The sequence below is a fragment of the Microbulbifer sp. SE14 genome (assembly GCF_059834885.1).
The window spans coordinates 25,266-44,191 of record NZ_JCBAJA010000040.1 but is presented as its reverse complement, the minus strand read 5'-3'; the positions used below and the strand labels follow the sequence as shown (position 1 = coordinate 44,191).

General features: G+C 65.3%; 14 protein-coding genes and 1 riboswitch. Of the genes, 6 read left to right on the top strand and 8 right to left on the bottom strand.

Features of this window, described 5'->3' with window-relative positions:
- Window positions 1-175: 175 nt before the first annotated feature.
- The 7 genes from AC6R19_RS20900 to AC6R19_RS20870 all read right to left on the bottom strand — a co-directional run bounded on the left by AC6R19_RS20900 (window position 176) and on the right by AC6R19_RS20870 (window position 11,921).
- Window positions 176-2,908: a nitrate reductase gene (locus AC6R19_RS20900; protein WP_500581815.1), complete on the bottom strand. Its 2,733-nt coding sequence runs from the start codon at window positions 2,906-2,908 to the stop codon at window positions 176-178.
- Window positions 2,884-3,255, bottom strand: a complete 372-nt coding sequence (gene nirD / locus AC6R19_RS20895) for a nitrite reductase small subunit NirD (RefSeq protein WP_500581814.1) — start codon at window positions 3,253-3,255, stop codon at window positions 2,884-2,886. The genes AC6R19_RS20900 and nirD overlap by 25 nt, the downstream gene beginning before the upstream one ends.
- Before the next feature lie 316 nt (window positions 3,256-3,571).
- Window positions 3,572-6,100: a nitrite reductase large subunit NirB gene (nirB, locus tag AC6R19_RS20890; RefSeq protein WP_500581813.1), complete on the bottom strand. Its 2,529-nt coding sequence runs from the start codon at window positions 6,098-6,100 to the stop codon at window positions 3,572-3,574.
- A gap of 412 nt (window positions 6,101-6,512) precedes the next feature.
- A complete protein-coding gene (locus tag AC6R19_RS20885; protein ID WP_500581812.1) occupies window positions 6,513-8,372 on the bottom strand; it encodes a bifunctional protein-serine/threonine kinase/phosphatase in 1,860 nt (619 codons plus the stop codon).
- A gap of 43 nt (window positions 8,373-8,415) precedes the next feature.
- Window positions 8,416-9,879, bottom strand: a complete 1,464-nt coding sequence (locus AC6R19_RS20880) for a NarK family nitrate/nitrite MFS transporter (protein ID WP_500581811.1) — start codon at window positions 9,877-9,879, stop codon at window positions 8,416-8,418.
- Between the two features lie 385 nt (window positions 9,880-10,264).
- Complete coding sequence (locus tag AC6R19_RS20875) at window positions 10,265-11,329, bottom strand: CmpA/NrtA family ABC transporter substrate-binding protein (RefSeq protein ID WP_500581810.1); 1,065 nt, start codon at window positions 11,327-11,329, stop codon at window positions 10,265-10,267.
- A gap of 7 nt (window positions 11,330-11,336) precedes the next feature.
- The gene (locus tag AC6R19_RS20870; RefSeq protein WP_500581809.1) at window positions 11,337-11,921 is read right to left on the bottom strand and encodes an ANTAR domain-containing response regulator; all 585 of its coding nucleotides are present in this window, start codon (window positions 11,919-11,921) and stop codon (window positions 11,337-11,339) included.
- Between the two features lie 338 nt (window positions 11,922-12,259).
- On the opposite strand from AC6R19_RS20870, the gene mobA reads away from it, so the two are divergent.
- A complete protein-coding gene (gene mobA, locus AC6R19_RS20865; RefSeq protein WP_500581808.1) occupies window positions 12,260-12,841 on the top strand; it encodes a molybdenum cofactor guanylyltransferase in 582 nt (193 codons plus the stop codon).
- Here the strand turns inward: mobA and AC6R19_RS20860 are convergent.
- A complete protein-coding gene (locus tag AC6R19_RS20860) occupies window positions 12,834-13,733 on the bottom strand; it encodes a LysR family transcriptional regulator (protein ID WP_500581807.1) in 900 nt (299 codons plus the stop codon). The genes mobA and AC6R19_RS20860 overlap by 8 nt on opposite strands.
- A 366-nt stretch (window positions 13,734-14,099) precedes the next feature.
- Here AC6R19_RS20860 and AC6R19_RS20855 point away from each other — a divergent pair, with 366 nt between their 5' ends.
- From AC6R19_RS20855 to moaA, 5 genes are all read left to right on the top strand, one after another.
- Window positions 14,100-14,633, top strand: coding sequence for a carboxymuconolactone decarboxylase family protein (locus tag AC6R19_RS20855; protein ID WP_500581806.1), 534 nt, complete (start codon window positions 14,100-14,102; stop codon window positions 14,631-14,633).
- 40 nt (window positions 14,634-14,673) lie between these two features.
- Window positions 14,674-16,254: a 2Fe-2S iron-sulfur cluster-binding protein gene (locus AC6R19_RS20850; protein ID WP_500581805.1), complete on the top strand. Its 1,581-nt coding sequence runs from the start codon at window positions 14,674-14,676 to the stop codon at window positions 16,252-16,254.
- Between the two features lie 5 nt (window positions 16,255-16,259).
- The gene (locus AC6R19_RS20845) at window positions 16,260-16,865 is read left to right on the top strand and encodes a glutathione S-transferase family protein (protein WP_500581804.1); all 606 of its coding nucleotides are present in this window, start codon (window positions 16,260-16,262) and stop codon (window positions 16,863-16,865) included.
- A 20-nt stretch (window positions 16,866-16,885) separates the two neighbouring features.
- Window positions 16,886-17,362 carry a nuclear transport factor 2 family protein gene (locus AC6R19_RS20840; protein WP_500581803.1) on the top strand — a complete coding sequence of 159 codons (477 nt, stop codon included), beginning with the start codon at window positions 16,886-16,888 and terminating at the stop codon, window positions 17,360-17,362.
- Between the two features lie 261 nt (window positions 17,363-17,623).
- A riboswitch (molybdenum cofactor riboswitch) is annotated at window positions 17,624-17,791 on the top strand.
- Window positions 17,780-18,787, top strand: a complete 1,008-nt coding sequence (gene moaA, locus AC6R19_RS20835; RefSeq protein WP_500581802.1) for a GTP 3',8-cyclase MoaA — start codon at window positions 17,780-17,782, stop codon at window positions 18,785-18,787. (Overlaps the previous riboswitch by 12 nt.)
- Window positions 18,788-18,926 lie beyond the last annotated feature (139 nt).

Genomic DNA, 18,926 nt, shown 5'->3' with positions numbered 1-18,926 from the left:
TGAGCGACCACGTAGAGAAGCCTGAAACTCAGTAATGGTTGGACAGCGGAAACCAGATTAGTGGTTGACATCAGGAGCCGCTTTAGAGAAGCGGCCCATGGCCGCGATCGACGGTCGGCGAACCCGATCGCGGCCAACGGCCGCTCCTACAGGGGCTGTGTTGCAACTGCGGCGATCAGGCGACATTCTCCCCCAGCGCCCAGTCGCCGACCGTATTCGCTCGCAACAGGGACGCAATCTCCGGCTTGCAGGAGCCGCAGTTGGTGCCGCAGCCGAGGGCTTCGCCCAGGGCTTCGACCGTGTCGACGCCCCCGGCGATGGCCTCCTCAATCTGCTGCCGCGACACCTGCATACAGCTGCACACCATCTGCACCCCCGGGGCTATATTCTGCAGCAGCCGCGCTGGTGCCGCCGGCAGCGGCTGCACCAGGTGCTCCTCCAGCGCGCGCCTGTCCGGCAGTGTACGCCAGTCGCTGCCGGTAAAGATCAGCAGTTCCATCCTGTCCGTGTGCGCCAGCCAGCGTTGGCCCTGCAGCAGTTGCAGCTGTTGCCAGTGCAGATCCGCGGCGCGACCTGCGAACAGCTGTTCGCCAAGGGCGCGGCCGTCCAGCGCCTCGCCCGTGGTTTCGCCGAGGGCCAGCTCGTAGCGGTAGCCACCCTCGCAGGGCACCCGGTACCAGTGCACCAGGGCATCGCCCTGCTGCTCCAGCCACATTCGCACGGCTGCGGCCATCTCCTCCCGGCACAGCAGGGTGGCGTAGCCGCGCGCCGGCAGCGGGCACAGCTGCACCGGCAGCTGCTTGAATTCCGGCTGCCCCGAGTGGGGGTCCGTGGCCGGCCCGGCCAGGGCGCTGACGCGGGCATTCCGTGCCAGGGTCTCGCTCCAGTGGATGGGCGCGAACAGCTCGCCGGGCTTCTGCGCACCGGTAAGGGCGGCGCGGCCGCACATGCTGCCGCGGGGGCTGCGCACCTCCAGCAGCTGGCCGTCGTCGATCCCGTAGCGCGCCGCGTCCTGCGGATGAATCTGTATCTCCGGCATCTCGCTGTGGTCGAGCAGGTTGCGCGCACGGCCGGTGCGGGTCATGGTGTGCCACTGGTCGCGCAGGCGGCCGCTGTTCAGCCACAGGGGGTATTCCCCGCTGCGCTGCTGTTCCGGCGTGCGCGGCTGCACCGCTATAAAGCGCGCGCGGCCGCTGGGAGTGAAGAATCTGCGTTCGGTAAACAGTCGCTTGGTGCCCGCGGGATTTTTTTCGTTTACCGGCCACTGTACCGGCTGCAGGGCGTCGTACTCGCGCAGGCCGATCTCCGCCAGCGCGGAGATATCGAAGGCGCGGCTGCCGCCGTTCTCGAAGCCCGACAGGGCCGCGTGTTCGCGGAAGATTTCCACCGGGTGGGAATAGGCAAAGTGATCGCCGTACCCGAGGCGCGCGGCCAGGTCGCAGATAATCTGCCAGTCGTGGCGCGCCTCGCCGGGGGGCGCCAGGAAGGCGCGCTGCCGGGAGATGCGGCGCTCGGAGTTGGTGACAGTGCCGTTCTTCTCCCCCCAGGTAGTGGCCGGCAGCAGCAGGTCGGCACAGCGGGCGGTATCCGTATCGGCCACGCAGTCGGATACCACCACCAGCGGGCATTTTTCCAGTGCCGCGGCCACTCGCCCGGCGTCCGGCATACTGACCGCCGGGTTGGTGGCCATGATCCAGATGGCCTTGATCTGCCCGCGCTCGACCGCCTCGAACAGGTCCACTGCCTTGAGGCCCGGCTTTTGCGCCACCGAATCTGACCGCCAGAAGCGCCCGACCCGATCGATATCACCCGCGCTGAAATTCATATGGGCGGCGAGCATATTCGCCAGCCCGCCCACTTCGCGCCCGCCCATCGCATTGGGCTGGCCGGTAATGGAAAAGGGCCCGGCCCCCGGCCTGCCGATCCTGCCGGTGGCCAGGTGGCAGTTGATGATCGCATTGTTCTTGTCGGTGCCGCTGCTGGATTGGTTGATGCCCTGGGAATAGAAGCTGACGGTCTTCTCCGTCTCGGCGAAGAGACGGAAAAATTCCAGCAGTTGCTGCTCCGCAATTCCGCAGGCCGCGGCGGTCTTTGCCAGTGTCCAGTCCCGCGCTATTGCGACGGTCTCCTCAAAACCTTCCGTATGGTTCTGAATAAATGCAGGGTCCAGTTTGTCCTGTTCGACCAGGTAACCGAGCAGGCCGTTGAACAGCGCCGCGTCGCTGCCGGGCGTAATTGCCAGGTGCAGCTCCGCCATCTCACTGGTGGTGCTGGCGCGGGGATCTATCACCACCAGCTTTGTGCCGGCGGCCTGCATGCGCTGGAACAGGATCGGGTGGGTCCAGGCCGCGTTGGAACCGACCAGTACCACCAGCTCCGCCAGCTCCAGGTCCTCGTAGCAGCAGGGCACCGCGTCGGCGCCCAGGGCGCGCTTGTAGGCGGCCACCGCCGACGACATGCACAGGCGCGAGTTGGTATCCACATTGCCGCTGCCGATAAAGCCCTTCATCAGCTTGTTGGCGACATAGTAGTCCTCGGTCAACAGCTGCCCGGACAGGTAGAAAGCCACCGAATCCGGACCGTGCTCGACGATGGTGCGGGCGAACTGGCGGGCCATGAAATCCATGGCGCTGTCCCAGTCGTGCTCGCGGCCGTGCAGCCGCGGCTGCAGCAGCCGCCCACGCTCGCCGAGGGTCTCCGCCAGCGCCGAGCCCTTGACGCACAGGCGGCCGAAATTGGCCGGGTGCCGCTCGTCGCCGCTGACCGATACGGCCTCCCCGTCACCGCGGCGCTTGACGGTTGCGGACACGCCGCAGCCGACGCCGCAGTAGGGGCAGGTGGTGCAGGACCTGTGCGCGCGAAAGCGCTCCGTCAACGACATCTTCAGGCGGCGTCTGTCGCGATGCACACTGTGTCGCCGTCGAAGGCAACCGGGTAGCTGGCCAGCTGCACACCGTCGTCCTCGAGGCAGGCGCCGTCCGCCAGGCGGAAGTGGTGCTTGTACAGCGGGGACGAGACCGTCAGTTCGCCGTCTATCTCCGCAACGATGCCGCGGGCGATAACACCTGCTCCGGCTATGGGGTCCCAGTTGTCCAGGGCATAGAGCTGTGGCTCTGCGCCGGGAATAAAAAAGAGGGCGATACTTCTCTTGTCAGAGGCATCGCCCACAAGGGCACACACTCCGGAATCGGCAACCAGATCTGATCGCTGGCAGATCGGCTGCCACTGGGTGTGGGTTATGGCAACTTGGTTCATGGTTTGCTCCTAAAATACGGGACTCGGGACTCGGGACTCGGGACTCGGGACTCGGGACTCGGGACTCGGGACTCGGGACTCGGGACTCGGGACTCGGGACTCGGGACTCGGGACTCGGGACTCGGGACCCGGTCGTTGGGCTTCGCTGCGCTCAGCCCAACCTACGCATTTAAAAAACGGCTAAGTTGACGCGAAGGCGCTGGTGCCGGGGGCCGTTCGTGAAAAGCGCCTGCGGCTAGCAAACAGACCGATGAGGCTGTTGAGCGAACGGCCACCGGCAGCAGTGCCGCCACTGAGCCACATCACCTGCAACAACTCAGGCAGGCTCCGCAATCCTGGCGATTTCCTCTTCCCGCGCCGGCCGCGGCTGGCCGCGCTCCTCGACGAAGACGATCTTCTCGTCCGGCTCGTCGCTGTTGACGAACTGGCGGAAGCGCTTGACCATTTCCGGGTCCTCGATGGCCGTCTTCCACTCGCACTGGTAGGTGCCGACCACATTGGCCATCTGCGCCTCCAGTTCGTCACAGATGCCCAGCTTGTCGTCGATGATGACCTCGCGCAGGTAATCGAGACCGCCTTCCAGGTTTTCCAGCCACACCGAGGTGCGCTGCAGCTTGTCCGCGGTGCGCACGTAGAACATCAGGAAGCGGTCGATATACTTGACCAGCGTCTCGTCGTCGATATCGGTGGCGAAGAGATCCGCGTGGCGCGGGCGCATGCCGCCGTTGCCGCACACGAACAGGTTCCAGCCCTTCTCGGTGGCGATCACACCCACATCCTTGCTCTGCGCCTCGGCGCACTCGCGGGTGCAGCCGGACACAGCCATCTTGATCTTGTGCGGCGAGCGCAGGCCCTTGTAGCGGTTCTCGATATCCAGCGCCATCTTGACGCTGTCCTGCACGCCGAAGCGGCACCAGGTGCTGCCGACACAGGACTTCACCGTGCGCAGGGATTTTCCATAGGCGTGGCCCGTCTCGAAGCCGGCGTCGATCAGCTCGCGCCAGATTTCCGGCAACTGCTCCAGCCGCGCACCAAACAGGTCGATGCGCTGGCCGCCGGTGATCTTGGTGTAGAGGTTGTATTTCTTCGCCACCTGGCCCAGCACGATCAGCTTGTCCGGCGTTATCTCGCCGCCGGCCACCCGCGGCACCACCGAATAGGTGCCGTTTTTCTGCATGTTGGCCATGAAGGTGTCGTTGGTGTCCTGCAGGCCCACGTGCGGTTTCCTGTGGATATGCTCGTTCCACAGGGAGGCGAGAATCGAGGCCGCCGCCGGCTTGCAGATTTCGCAGCCGCGGCCGCTGCCGTGTTTCTGCAGCAACTCATCAAAGGTCTTTATTTCCTCCACCTGTACTATGTGGAACAGCTCCTGGCGGCTGAAGGGGAAGTGGGCGCACAGGTGGTTGTTCACCTCCACACCCAGGGCCGCCAGCTCCGTGTCGACGACATTTTTCAGCAGCGCCGCGCAGCCGCCACAGCCGGTGGAGGCCTTGGTCGCATCCTTGACCTCTGCCAGCGAACAGCAGCCGCCGGCCACTGCATCCACGATCTGGCCCTTGCTGACATTGTGGCAGGAGCAGATGGTGGCGGTGGCGGGCAGGGCGCCGGCACCCAGGGCCGGGGCGGCGCCGTCGGCCGCGGGCAGAATCAGTTGTTCCGGGTGTTCGGGCAGATCGATATCGTTCAGGTGGTGTTGCAGCAGCTGGTCGTAGTCGTCGGTATCGCCGACCAGCACTGCACCCAGCAGTTTTTTCCCGTCGCCGTCGGTGATCATGCGCTTGTAGACGCCGCTCTGCTCGTCGACGAAGGTGATGGCCGCGGCCCCCTCTGTGCGGCCGTGGGCGTCGCCGATGGAACCCACCTGCACGCCCAGCAGTTTCAGCTTGGTGCTCATGTCGGCGCCGGTGAAGACCTGGCTGGTTTCGCCGCAGAGCTGCGCCAGTGCGGTGCGCGCCATGGTGTAGCCGGGGGCCACCAGGCCGTAGATGAAATTGTTGTACAGGGCGCACTCGCCGATGGCGAAAATATTCTCGTCGGAGGTGCGGCAGGATTCGTCGACGGCGATACCGCCGCGCTCGCCCAGCTGCAGGCCGGCGGCCCTGGCCAGCTTGTCCTCCGGGCGAATGCCGGCGGAGAAGACGATCAGGTCGGTAAAGAGTTCGCGTTCACCCTTGAACTGCATGCGCAGGCGGCCGTCGACTTCCTCGATCAGTTCGGTGGCGGTGCTGGTGTGCACGGTAACGCCCAGGTCCTCGATCTTGTTTTTCAGCAGTTCCGAGCCGCCGGCGTCCAGCTGCACCGACATCAGGCCGGGGGCGAATTCCACCACATGGGCCTCGAGACCCAGCTCCTTCAGCGCGTTGGCCGCCTCCAGGCCCAGCAGGCCGCCGCCCACGACGACACCCACTGAACCGCCTTCACTGGCCGCGCGGATCGCATCCAGGTCCTCGATGGTGCGGTAGACGAAGCATTTTTCGTGTTCGTGCCCGGGAATCGGCGGTACGAAGGGATAGGAGCCGGTGGCGAGCACCAGGCGGTCGTAGCTTTTGACGGTGCCGCTGGCGGAGGTGACGGTCTTCTTTTCCCGGTCGATTTCGACGGCGGCGTCGTTCAGCAGCAACTCGAAGCCCCAGTCCCGGTACTGGTCGATCTTGCCCATGGCCAGGTCGTCGGCGGAGCGGCCGGCGAAATACTCGGACAGGTGCACGCGGTCGTAGGCGGGCCTGGGCTCGGCGCAGAAGACGGTGACTTCGAACAGCGCTTTCTCCGGCCGCGCGGCCAGTTGCTCGAGGAAGTGGTGGCCCACCATGCCGTTGCCGATAACGATGAGTTTTTGCTTAACCATAAGTCCTGCCATCTTTTTCTGAATTTTTCGGCAGGGGAGGGGAGCGCGGTGGACTGGCACGGGCGCCGCCTCTTCTCTGCCGAAGAGTCCGGGCGCCGTTGCCTCGTTAGGGGGATAAATTGTGTTGGTGGTTATTGATATTCAAGGTTTGTGCCAAGATGAAAACCGCGGGTTTTACGGGGTTTTCGACTCCTGCCTCAGTGCGGCTTGCGATAATCTGGTGCGAGATCGATTCGTCTGCACTCTGTTGGTGCTCGGTGTGACTTCGGTGGCGGCCCTGCTGCCGGTATTCGTTTGCGGGACACGCTGTGAATACATCCCTGTACGCTCTCCACGGTCATCCATGGACGCAGAAGGTCCCGCAAACGAATCCCGGCATCAGGGCCTTCGCCCATAACCTCGATCTTCTTCCTTAAAGCAGATGCAGCAGATGCGATAGCAACAGCAGCAGCGCCACCAGCTGCCAGAACAACAGCGGATTGCGCTCCATCAAAGGCAGCTCCCGCTCGCGGGTGAGCTCCGGATTCGGCGTCTGCAGGTCGTGCACGAATTCCGACAAGGCCGGATAGCGGTTGCGCGGATCCGGCGCGCAGGCCCGCTGCAGGGCGCCGTCTATCCATTCGGGGATATCGTCGCGGTGTTCCAGCGCACTGGTGTACTGCATGCCGGCGTAGCTCTTCAGCTGGTAGTGGCGGAATCCCGCGCGCTCGCGGTAGGGGTAGCGACCGGTGAGCAGTTCGTAGGCGATGACGCCGAGGGAAAAGATATCCGAGCGGTGGCTGGGGGCGTCGCCGAAGAAGTATTCCGGCGCGGCGTAGTTCTTGCTGCCCGGCGGCGCCTCTTCACCTGGATAGCCGCCCAGCTGCAGCTGCTCGCGCAGGCCGGCGCCGTCGGCACCGCCCAGGTCGATCAGTTTCAGGCGGCCGTCTTTCGCCACCATGATGTTTTCCGGCTTCAGGTCGCCGTGCACGATTTCCATGCGCTGCAGCCGGCGCAGCGCGCTGACCAGCTGGCCGATCATTTCCCGCACCTGCTCTATGTCCGGCCCGGGATTCAGCTGCATCCACTGGCGCAGGTTCTGGCCGTCGATATATTCCAGCACATGGTAGAGAAACTGCCGCGACCGTTTCGGCGGAAAGACTTTGATTATGCCCGGGTGATCGAGGCGGCGGCCGGTCCACTCCTCGGCGACGAAGCGCTCGATATAGACGGGGTCGTCGGCGAAGTTGATTGACGGTGTCTTGATTGCGCGCAGCTCGTCGCTGTCTATATCCCGCGCCAGGTACAGCTGGCTGCGGGGGCTGGCGTGCAGTTCCTGCAGAATCAGATAACCGTCGATTTTATTGCCCGGCCTCAGGTCCGGGGGAAAGGGCAGTTGGCGGTTGCGGGCCAGCAGGTCGTCGCCGCTCGGCTGCACCCGGTGGATGCGGCACACCGCTGCGCTCAGGTTGTCGCCGGAGCCGCCGGCCAGGGCCGCGTCGACCAGCGCCTGGGCGGCGGCGTCGCCGCAGTCCTGCAGTATCTCGATGACGGCTTCCGGCGGGAGAAAATCGTGCACCCCGTCGCTGCTCAGCAGGTAGATATCGCCGGCCTGCAGTTCTTCGCGGCGATAGTCCACCTCCACATGGGCGTCCATACCCAGGGCGCGGCTCAGGAAGGTGCGGCCGGGGCCGAGGGTGCGGCTGTGGTCTCGGGTCAGGCACTCCAGTTTGTCGCCGCGCAGGCGGTAGATGCGCGAGTCGCCGATATGGATCAGGTGTGCGGAGGCTCCCTTGAAGACGACGGCGGAAAAGGTGGTGAGCCACCCCTGGCGGATTTCATCGCCGCCGCCCTGGCGGTAGAGCCAGCTGTTCAGCGAGTGCAGCACCCGCGCGGCGGCCTGCTTTACCGGCCAGGTCTCCGGGGTGCTGTAGTAGTCGGACAGGAAGCCGCTGATGGCCGCCCGCGCCGCCTCGCCGCCGGCCTCGGCGCTGGCGACGCCGTCGGCCACCGCTGCCAGGGCGCCGCGGGCGCGCAGTTCGGAGGCATCCGGGTTGCAGACGGCGCAGGCGTCGTCGTTTTGCTGGCGGCGGCCGGCGCTGGAGGCGCTGGAGAATTCCAGGGCTTCGCTTGCCCCCTCCCCCGCAAGCGGGGGAGGGGAGCTTTCTGTCCCAGTCCCCAGTGATTCGTGCCGTCCCTGGCGCTCACCCGTTGCAGGGGCTTCTTCCCGAGCCCCGAGTGATTCGCGCCGTCCCTGGCGCTCACCCGCTGCGCGGGCGCCTTCGGCGTCCAAATCGGCAGTCCTGCCGATTTGTCCCGAGTCCAGAGTCCCGTGATCAGGCAACATCGATCAGCGCCACGCTGCCATCTGGCATGACCTCTGCCATCTGTCCCTCCGGCTCCTCCATCAGCAGCAATACCGCGAAACCGAGCACCGCAGTGGCGGCGATGACCAGGAAGAAGGTCTGGTAGGAGACCAGGCTCAGCACCGTCAGGTAGAAGACGGCACCCACATTGCCGTAGGCGCCGGTCATGCCGGCGATCTGGCCGGTGAGGCGGCGCTTGATCAGCGGCACCACAGCGAAGACGGCGCCCTCGCCGGCCTGCACGAAGAAGGAGCAGAGCATGGCCGCGCCTACTGCCAGGTACAGGGGCCACTCGGCATTGATCAGGCTCATCAGGAAGTAGCCCGCCGCCAGGCCGGCCACCAGGATCAGCAGGGTGGGTTTGCGCCCGAAGCGATCACTGAACAGACCGCCCGCCGGGCGCGATACCAGGTTCATAAAGGCGTAGGCGGAGCCGAGCAGGCCGGCCTTGACCGGATCCAGGGTGAAAGTCTCGGAAAAAAACAGCGGCAGCATGGAGACCACCGCCAGTTCGGAGCCAAAGGTGGCGAAATAGAGCAGGTTCAGTACGGCCACCTGCTTGAACTTGTAGCGGTGAATCGGCGCCGGCGGGTTGCTGAACATCTCGCGGTTGATGCTGAAGGTTTTCTTTGCATCCAGCGCGTAGAGCAGAGCGAGTCCGCAGTAGATCACCACAGCCCAGAATGCGGAAATAATGCCGACGCCGGCGGACAGCTTCCAGGTCAGCAGTGCCAGAGCCGCGTACATGGGGACTTTCATGATCAGCAGCAGCGCGAAGTCGCCCGGGCTGGTGACTTCCATGGCGCCGATCTTTTTCGGCTTGAAGTAGGTGGAGCCCTTGGGGGTATCGGTGACCGAGGCGTAGTAGACAAAGCTATAAATCAGTGCAATGACGCCGGTCAGGCCTATGGCCCAGCGCCAGCCGTCCTCACCGCCGAACAGCAGCGCCACGGTGGGCAGGGTCATGGCCGCGGCGGCGGAGCCGAAGTTGCCCCAGCCGCCGTAGATGCCCTCGGCGGTGCCCAGTTGTTTGTGCGGGAACCACTCGGACACCATGCGGATGCCCACCACGAAGCCGGCGCCGATAAAGCCGAGCAGGAAGCGACCCAGGGCCGCCGCCGCAAAGCTGTCGGCCAGAGCGAAGATAAAGCAGGGCACGCTGCCCACTGCCAGCAGCAGCGAGTAGGTCAGGCGCGGGCCGTACTTGTCGGTGAGCATGCCGATCACGATACGCGCGGGAATGGTCAGGGCCACGTTCAGTATCAGCAGCGTCTTCACCTGGTCCGGAGTCAGGGACAGGCTGCCGGCGATGGCCATCAGCAGCGGTGCGTGGTTGAACCAGGCAAAGAAACTGATAAAGAAGGCCACCCAGGTCAGGTGGAGGATTCTGATTTTCCCGCGGAAGGAAAACAGGTTCAGGGTATCGCTGGACATGCTCGTTTCCTTTTATCGATTTTGCCGCGGGCACAAAAAAAGCCCACGGGTGCGGTTTTTCCGCTGCCGGTGGACTTCGTTGTCCGTTCACTGGTTTTTTCGTAACTACTCCCCCCTGTTGCCGGTAAGAGAGGTCAGGGCGGCCCTGATACCGGTGGCCATTTGGGAAAAAGCCTCATCGGTCTGTTAATCAGCCGCCGGCGCTTTTCCCAAATGGCCCCCGGCATCAGGACCTTCGCATCTGGCTCCGGTATTCTTTACCGAGTCCGGAGAGGGTAGTTACCCATAAATTACATATTCAATTTGCGTGCCATTTTTCAGGGCGCGCCTGCGGCCCGCGCGGGCGAACACAAGGTTCGCCCCTACAGTTCGGCTTTTGCGCCGGTTATTTCTGTTTCTGCAGGAAATCGACCGCCTGCTGGTACAACTCCGGGCGGAAGGCCTTTTCCGCTCCGTCGGTTACCGGGGAGAAGTCGCGGCAGAGTTCCAGCAGCTGTACGGCCTTTTCCCCCGTCGGGCGGCCGTAGTCGTCGTCGCTGTGGGCGAACAGGTGCCAGCCGGGGTTGGCCGCGACCGCGGCGCCGCCGCGGCGACAGAGCTGGTCGCCCAGGGACGGCGCCAGCAGTTCCGCCGGCAGGTCCAGGTACTCTTCCCGCTCCAGCAGCGCCGTGGCCTCCCGGCGCCGGTCGCGCTCGGCCAGCCAGATGCAGGCCTGCAGCAGCGCCGCGCGCAGGGCCAGGTGCGCGATCGGGTTGGCGTCGTGCCAGCTGCCGGTCACCGCCAGCACTTTTTCCGGCATGGCCGGCAGCAGGCTGTTGCAGGGGGTGGCGATTGCGCCTATGCCTTTTTGCGCGGCCAGGGTATTCCAGGGTTCGCCCACGCAGTAGCCGTCGATATCGCCGTGCTCCAGGCTGTCCACCATCTGCTCCGGCGGCAGCACGACCATTTGCAGGTCCCGGTCCGGATCTATGCCCGCCGCGCGCAGCCAGTGGCGCAGCTGCAGTGTGTGGCTGGAAAAGGGATAGACGGTGGCGAAGCGCAGCGGCGCCTCGCCGCCGCGGCTGCGGATATGCTCGGCCAGGGCGCGGCCCACCCCGGCGCCGTCGCAATCCTCGTCCGGTAGCGGCAGCGCGCGGTACAGGGATTCCGCCAGGGTGATCGCATTGCCGTTGCAGCTCAATATCAGGCCGGAGAGCAGTTGCTCGCCGCACTGGGGCAGTGTCTGCGCCAGGGTCAGTGGCATGGGGGCGAGCATGGCGGCGGCGTCGGCGGCGCCGCCGATCAGCTTGTCGCGCAGCGTGGCCCAGGAGGTCTCGCGCTGCAGTTGTACTTTCAGGCCGTAACGGTCAAAGAAACCCATTTCCTGCGCGACGATCAGCGGCGCGCTGTCGGTCAGGCGCAGGTAGAGCAGTTTGATATGGTTCTTTTCCGGGCGCAGCTGTATCGACATGGAGGGCTCATTTTCCGGGCTGAAAGTACTGGATGATCTGTTCCGCCACCGTGCGCATGGTGGCGTTGCTGCTCATGGCCAGGTTGCGCAGTGTCTTGTGGGCGGCGTCCTCGCTGAGGTTTTTCTTCGCCATCAGCAATCCCTTGGCCCGCTCTATGGTCTTGCGCTCGTCCAGCTGTTTCTGGGTGCGCTCCAGGGACAGGCGCAGCTGCTGGTAGCCGCGGAACTGGGCCATGGCGATCTCGATGGCCGGCGCCACCCGCTCGGCGGTCATGCCCTCGGCCATATAGGCGCTGACCCCGGACTCCACCGCGCGGGCGATAAAATCCGCATTGCCGCGGGCGGAGAACATGGCCACCGGGGTGGGCGCCTGGCGGTTGATGATGGCCAGGCTCTCGAGAATATCCCGGTCCGGGGACTCGATATCGATCAACACGATGTCCGGCCTGTGCTTCTCCACCTGGTACAGCAGGCCCTCGGCACTCTCCAGCGCCGCCAGCAGGCGATAGCCGGCCGCGCACAGCTGTTCGCACACCATCTGCGCGCGTTCCGGCTGGTCGTCGACGAGCATAATGCCGAGGGGTTTGTTCATCGCTATTTATCTTTGTGCAGTTCACCGGACAAAAAAGCCCGGCCCCACCAGTCAGTGCAGCCGGGCTTCTTTGCCATTGCCCAATGGATAATCAAGACTTGTGCCAATTGCGATTCGCGGCCGCGGTGTCTATGGGTTGAACCGCTTTCGCGAAAGAACCGTCGGCGAAACCGCACGACGGTGGTGCGCAGGCGGGTGCGCCGGCCTGATTTTGGTGCGCTCTCGCACCTCTCCCCGGTGCGGGCCGCACCCGCCGGTGGCACGATGTTTGCGTCGCTGTATGGCAGGTGCCGTCCCCGGCGGAACCGCCGTTTCCAGATCAGCAATCGAGGCTTGCCATGTCCGAGAATCCGCAACTGCGCGTCTGCCCGGTGCTGCTGGCCGGCGGCCGCTCGCGGCGCATGGGCCGCGACAAGGCGCAGCTGCAGCTGGCGGACGGGCAGACGCTGCTACAGCGGGCCGAATCCCTGTTGCGCGGCCTGGACGACGAAGGCCTGCAATTCCTGCCACCGCTGCTCAGCGGCAACCGCCCCGGCGGCATTGCGGATCGGCTGGCCGACTGCGGCCCCCTGGGCGGCCTGCACTCGGTGGCGGAATACCTGGGCGAGGAAAGAATCCCCTGCGATGCGCTGCTGGCGATTCCGGTGGATATGCCGCTGCTGCAGGCGCGGCAGTTGCAGGATCTCTGCGCGGCGGGATTATCGAGCGGGGCTGCCGCCGCCTGTTTCGGCCGCTGCTATCTGCCCCTGTGGCTGCGCCTGGACGGGCGCAGCCACGCCTGCCTGCGGGAGCTTGTGCGGGAGCAGGCATCGGTGCGCGAACTGATCCGGCGGCTGGACGGGCGGCAGCTGGAGACGCCGCCGGGAGACTGGCATATCAATGTGAACAGGCCGCAGGAGTTCGCCGCACTGATCAGTTGAAGGCGCCATTGCCGCGCAGCCGCTCCACCGCCAGGTCCACGAAGGTGCGCACCCGCGCGGACTTGTGGCGGCCCTCGCGATGAATGACGTGAACCGGCAGGGGGGGCGTTTCATATTCGCTGAGCAGTATTTTCAGGGTCCCCGCCGCCAGGTGCGGCGCCACCTGGTAGGACATCAGTCGGGTGATGCCGAGGCCCGCCACCGCGGCCTCGATGGCGGCATCGTTGGTGGTGGTCGTCAGCCTGGGGCTTACGCGCACCGCGAGCGGTCTCTGGCCATGCATGAATTTCCACTCCACCGAGGGAGTCACGCCGCTGGCGGCGATGACGCAGTGTCGCTGCAGTGCCGTCGGGTCCGCTGGCAGGCCGTGTTTCTCGATATATTTGGGGGCCGCGCACATAACCCGCCGCACCTGTCCCACCCGCAGCGCCTTCATCGTGGAGTCCGGCAGTTCGCCGATGCGCACGCCGACATCCACACCCTCCTCCATCATGTTGACGACGCGGTCCAGGAACAGCGCCGCGACATCCATATCCGGGTATTTGCGCAGGTACTCGACGATCACCGGGGTCACGAACATCTTGCCGAAGAGCATCGGGGCGGTAACCGACAGATGCCCCTTGGGGACGCCGTTGATGCCGATCACCGCCTCGTCGGCCTCGTCCACCTCGGCGATGATCCGCCGCGCGTCGTCCAGGTAGCGCTGCCCCGGTTCGGTGACACGCACATGACGCGTGCTGCGGTCGAGCAGCTTGACCCCGAGGCGCGCCTCCAGCGCCGCCACGCAGCGGGTCACCGCCGGCGGCGACATGCCCAGGCGGCGCGCGCCGCGGGCGAAGCTCTCCTCCTCGGCCACGGCGACAAACACGGTCATCAGGTGCAATCGGTCCACGGAAGGCTCCGGTCAGCTTTTATTCCACTCAAGTTTCGGCGTTCACAGGGATTGGTAGCTCTGAAGGAAGGCACTTTCGAGCGGCCCAGCTCCCGGCGGCCACCTGGCAAAAAACCTCATCGGCCTGTTTACCAGCCGCAGGCGCTTTTGCCAGGTGGCCGCCGGGAGCTGGGCCTCGCGCAGTGCCACCTCGCAGCTTACTGCCTTCTGTGTGAACGCCGAAACGTGAATTATTCCATAGGTCGGAATAATCAATTGACAAATATGAATATTCTTCTTTTTCGTGCAGTTCTGCAATATGCCCCCATTCGCGAGCCACCAGCGAATTCAACCCAAACCCGAGTGAAACGAATGGAGGACTAACCCATGAGCCGTATCCCAACCGTCAACCCGGCCGAGGCCAGCGACGAACAGCGCGCGCTCTTCGACGCTATCCACGGCAAGCTGGGCCTGGTGCCCAACTTCCTCAAGGTCTTTGCCCAGTCCCCGGCCGCGCTGCGCGCCTTCCTGGGCCTGCACGGCATTGCCGAAGAGGGCAGCCTGGAACCGCAGACCCGCGAGCGCATCGCCCTGGCCCTGGCGCAGCAGAACAGCTGCGAGTACTGCCTGTCCGCGCACACCGCCATCGGCCGCAAGGCGGGCCTCACCGGCAACGAGATTGAGGCCAACCGCGCCGGCACCAGCGAAGATGCGCGCGCCGCGGTGGCGGTCAAGTTTGCCCGCGCGCTGGTCGAGCACACCGGCAATGTCACCACCGCCGAGATCCTGGAGATGCGCGAGGCCGGATACAGCGATGGGGATATCGTCGAGGTGATCACCCACGTGGGTATGAACATCCTCACCAATATCCTCGGCAAGGCCAGCCGCGTCGAGATCGACTTCCCGAAAGTCTCCCTGTAACCACAAGCCCCGGCCGCCGGCCGGGGCACGGAGAGCCGTCATGCCACGCGCATTTGCCGATATCACTTTCACCCCCTCGGTGCGCGCCGCGCAGACCCGCTACGGCAGTCGCGAGGCCAACAGCGGCTTCGAGCGGGCGGAGGACAGCCGCAGCCAGCTCAGCGGGCGGGAAGTCGAGTTCATCCTCGCCCGCGACAGCTTCTACCAGGCCACCGTGGCCGAGAACGGCTGGCCCTATGTGCAGCACCGCGGCGGCCCGCCCGGCTTCCTGCGCGTGCTGGATGAGCACACCATCGGCTATGCGGATTTCCGCGGCAACGTCCAGTACCTGAGCGTCGGCAACCTGAGTGTCGACGAGCGCGTCTCCCTGATCCTGATGGACTACACCAACCGCCGGCGCCTCAAGATATGGGGGCGGGCGCGTATAGTGCACGAGGCCGAGGAGCCGGAGCTGGTCGCCAGGCTGGAAATGCCCTCCTATCGCGCTGAGGTGGAACGCGGCATCGTTATCCGCGTCGAGGCCTGGGACTGGAACTGCCCCCAGCACATTACCCCCCGCTTCACCGAGCGCGAGGTCGAGGAAGTAATGCTGGCACCGCTGCGGGCCGAAAACGAGGCCCTGAAGACGCGCCTCGCGGGCGCGCCCGCGGCCCTCCTGTCGCCGGAACTGGGCGACGGGCCCTTGACCCTGGTGGTTTCCGGCGTGCGCCAACTGACACCGGAAATCCGTGCCATAGAGTTGCGCGATGCGGACGGCGGCGAACTGCCCGCGATTACGCCGGGGGCGCACCTGCGCCTGCCGGTGCTGCTCGAGGGCGGCGAACCCGGATTGCGGCACTACTCGATCAGCTCGAATCCGCACAGGCGCGACGCCTGGGAAATCGCGGTACTGCGACAGAGCGAGGGGCGAGGATCGGCCTTCGTGCAGGACGCCTATACCCTCGGGCGGCGGATCCGCTGCGAGGCGCCGCAAAACCATTTTTCCCTGCAGTCGGCCAGCCACCATCTGCTGATCGCCGGTGGTATCGGCATCACACCGATCAAGGCCATGGCCATGCACCTGAAGGCCCGCGGGGAAAATTTCACCCTTCATTACGCCGCCCGCTCCCCGCGCCACATGGCCTACCGCGACCGGCTGCAGCGGGAATTCGGCCCGCGGCTGCACACATGGTTCTCCGACCGCGGCAGCCGCATGGACCTGCGCGCGATCCTGCGGGGCCTGGGGGAGGGCGGCGTCGTGTACGTGTGCGGGCCGGGCCGCCTGATCGATGCGGTGCGCACCGAGGCCGCCGCGCTCGGTATCCCCGCGGACCGCATCAGGGCCGAGCGATTCGACGCCGGCGCGGGTGCGGACGACCAGCCCTTCGAGGTGGAGCTGGCGCGCTCCGGCCGGCGGCTGCGCGTAGCCGCCGGCCGCAGCCTGCTGGAGACACTGGAAGAAGCCGGGGTGCAGGTGCAGTCCGGTTGCCGTGCGGGCAATTGCGGCAGCTGCCAAGTCCGGGTGCTCGGCGGCGAAGCGGAGCACCGAGACAGCGCCCTAAATGAACGCGAGCGCGGGGCAGGCCTGATGTGTGCCTGCGTTTCCCGCAGCCGCTCACCCCTACTGAAACTGGAGTTATAAAAGCCATGGAACTGTATGAGTTCGCCCTATCCGGCCACAGCCACAAGGTGCGCCTGCTGCTGAGCCTGCTGCAGCTGCCCTGCGAAAGAATTGCCGTCGACGGCGGTGCCGGTGAGCACAAGTCCGAGGCCTTCCTGGCACTGAACCCTTTCGGGCAGGTGCCGGTCCTGATCGACGGCGAAACCGTTATCCGCGACAGCCAGGCCATCCTGGTGTATCTCGCGCATCGCTACGGCGGTCCCCGCTGGTGGCCGCAGGACAGTGCGGAGCTGGCGGGCGCAATGGCCTGGCTGGCCGTTTCGGCAAATGAGGTGGCCCGAGGGCCCAACGCCCTGCGGCTGCACCACAAATTCGGCCGCAGTATCGACCTGGACGCCGCCACAAAGGTCACACAGGAGTTGCTCGAGGTACTGGAGCGGACCCTGGCGAGCCGGGACTGGTTGAACGGCGACCGGCTCAGCATCGCGGATATCGCGATGTATCCCTATATCGCGCTATCGCCGGAGGGCCGGGTGGAACTGCGTTCCCGGCCCAATGTGTGTTCCTGGCTGCAGCGCATTCGCTCACTGCCCGGCTACCTGGATATGCCGGGCACCTGGCAACCCGTTTAACGTACAAACAGGAGATCGACATGACCCAGAATGAAACCCGGCCGCCGCTGCCCCCCTTTACCCTGCAGACCGCCACGGAAAAAGTGCGCCTGGCGGAGGATGGCTGGAACAGCCGCGACCCGCAGCGCGTCGCCCTGGCCTACACGCCGGACAGCGCGTGGCGCAACCGTGCGGAGTTTCCCCGCGGGCGCGACGAGATAGTCCAGTTCCTGACTCGCAAGTGGGCCCGGGAGCTGGACTACCGCCTGATCAAGGAACTCTGGGCCTATGGGGAGGACCGCATTGCGGTGCGCTTTGCCTACGAGTGGCGTGACGACGCCGGCAACTGGTTCCGCTCCTACGGCAACGAGAACTGGGAGTTCGATGAGAAGGGGCTGATGAAGCGCCGCCACGCCAGCATCAACGATCGGCCCATCCGGGAATCCGAGCGCCTGTTCCACTGGCCGCAGGGCCGGCGTCCCGACGACCACCCCGGGCTGAGCGAACTGGGGCTGTAGCGGTCAAAGTGGTGCGCGCGGGATCAATGCGGCGCCAAAATGGTGCATCAGGACAGGAGGTATGCACTCTGACGGCTTTGCGCCGTCAGATACGGAGATATCATTTGACGGTGCATCGGAATCTGGGCTGCAATGGCGAAAAACCGCTATCGGGGATGCCGGGCGACGGTTGTGTCGACTAGTGCGGCACGGAAATTGCTGCTATGGGCAGTGTTACTGGCAGTGAAAACCGGGAGCCAACGGAAAAACTGACAACCGAATCACCACAACAGCTACCGAGCCTTTGGGCCTAAGTTCGCCAATCAGCCAAGAGAGAGCGAATAGGGCCCACAGGCCGCAGGCGCCCTGGTCTGAAAGACCCGGAGGCCTGCCAGGGTCGGCGGAGAAATCCTCCGGCCTCCCGAATTTGGAAAGGTAATGCGAAATCACGACACTCAGCAAGACGGCCGCGGCGTCCTGGAAGACGGCCACGGCCGCCGCTTCTATTACCTGCGCCTGTCGGTCACCGACGCCTGCAATTTCCGCTGCGGCTACTGCCTGCCGGAAGGTTACAGGGCGCCTGCCGGCGAACCGGCCCCCCTCAGCGTCGCCGAGGCGGCGACCACAATGCGCGCCTTTGCCCGACTGGGCACCCGCAAGGTGCGCCTCAGCGGCGGCGAGCCGTCCCTGCGCGCCGACCTGCCGGACATCATCGCCGCCGCCCGCAACACCCCCGGCATCCGCCGCGTGGCGGTGACCAGCAACGGCTACAAGCTGCCCAAGGTCATCGACGAATGGCACCGCAGCGGCCTCGACCAGCTCAATATCAGCATCGACAGTCTGGATGCGGCGGAGTTTGCGCGCATCACCGGCCACGACTGCCTGCCGCGCATCCTCACCGGCATAGACCGCGCCCTGGCGCTGGGAGTGCAGACCAAGGTCAACGCGGTACTGCTCAGCGACGGCGCCGGCGAACGCCTGCAACAGTTCCTCGACTGGCTGAAGGACACCCCGGTGACCCTGCGCTTTATCGAACTGATGCAGACCGGCGACAACCGCAACTATTTCGCCAGCAACCACCTGCGCGGCGACACCATAGAGCGGCAACTGATAGAGAGCGGCTGGAAACTGCTGCCGCGGGTCATCGACGCCGGTCCGGCGCGGGAGTATGCGCACCCGGACTGCCGCGGCAGTATCGGCCTGATCACCCCCTATGGCAGGGACTTTTGCCAGAGCTGCAACCGCCTGCGGATCTCGGCCCAGGGCAAGTTGCACCTGTGCCTCTTCGCCGATGCCGGTCTGGATTTGCGCGAGGAAATCCGCCGCGGCGATGAGGCCGCACTGGCGGAGAGGATCCGCGAGCTGGTCGGCGGCAAGGCTGCCAGCCACTACCTGCAGCAGGGACAGACGGGCGCGACCCGCAACCTGTCCGTGATCGGGGGTTAAACGCACTGTTGAGATAGAACTCAGTACCCTGTAGGAGCCTGCTTGCAGGCGAAGAGGAACAGAACTCCGTAGCTGTTCGCCTGCAAGCAGGCTCCTACGAAAGTGATCGGCTCAACAGTATTGCGACTGAACGACAAAA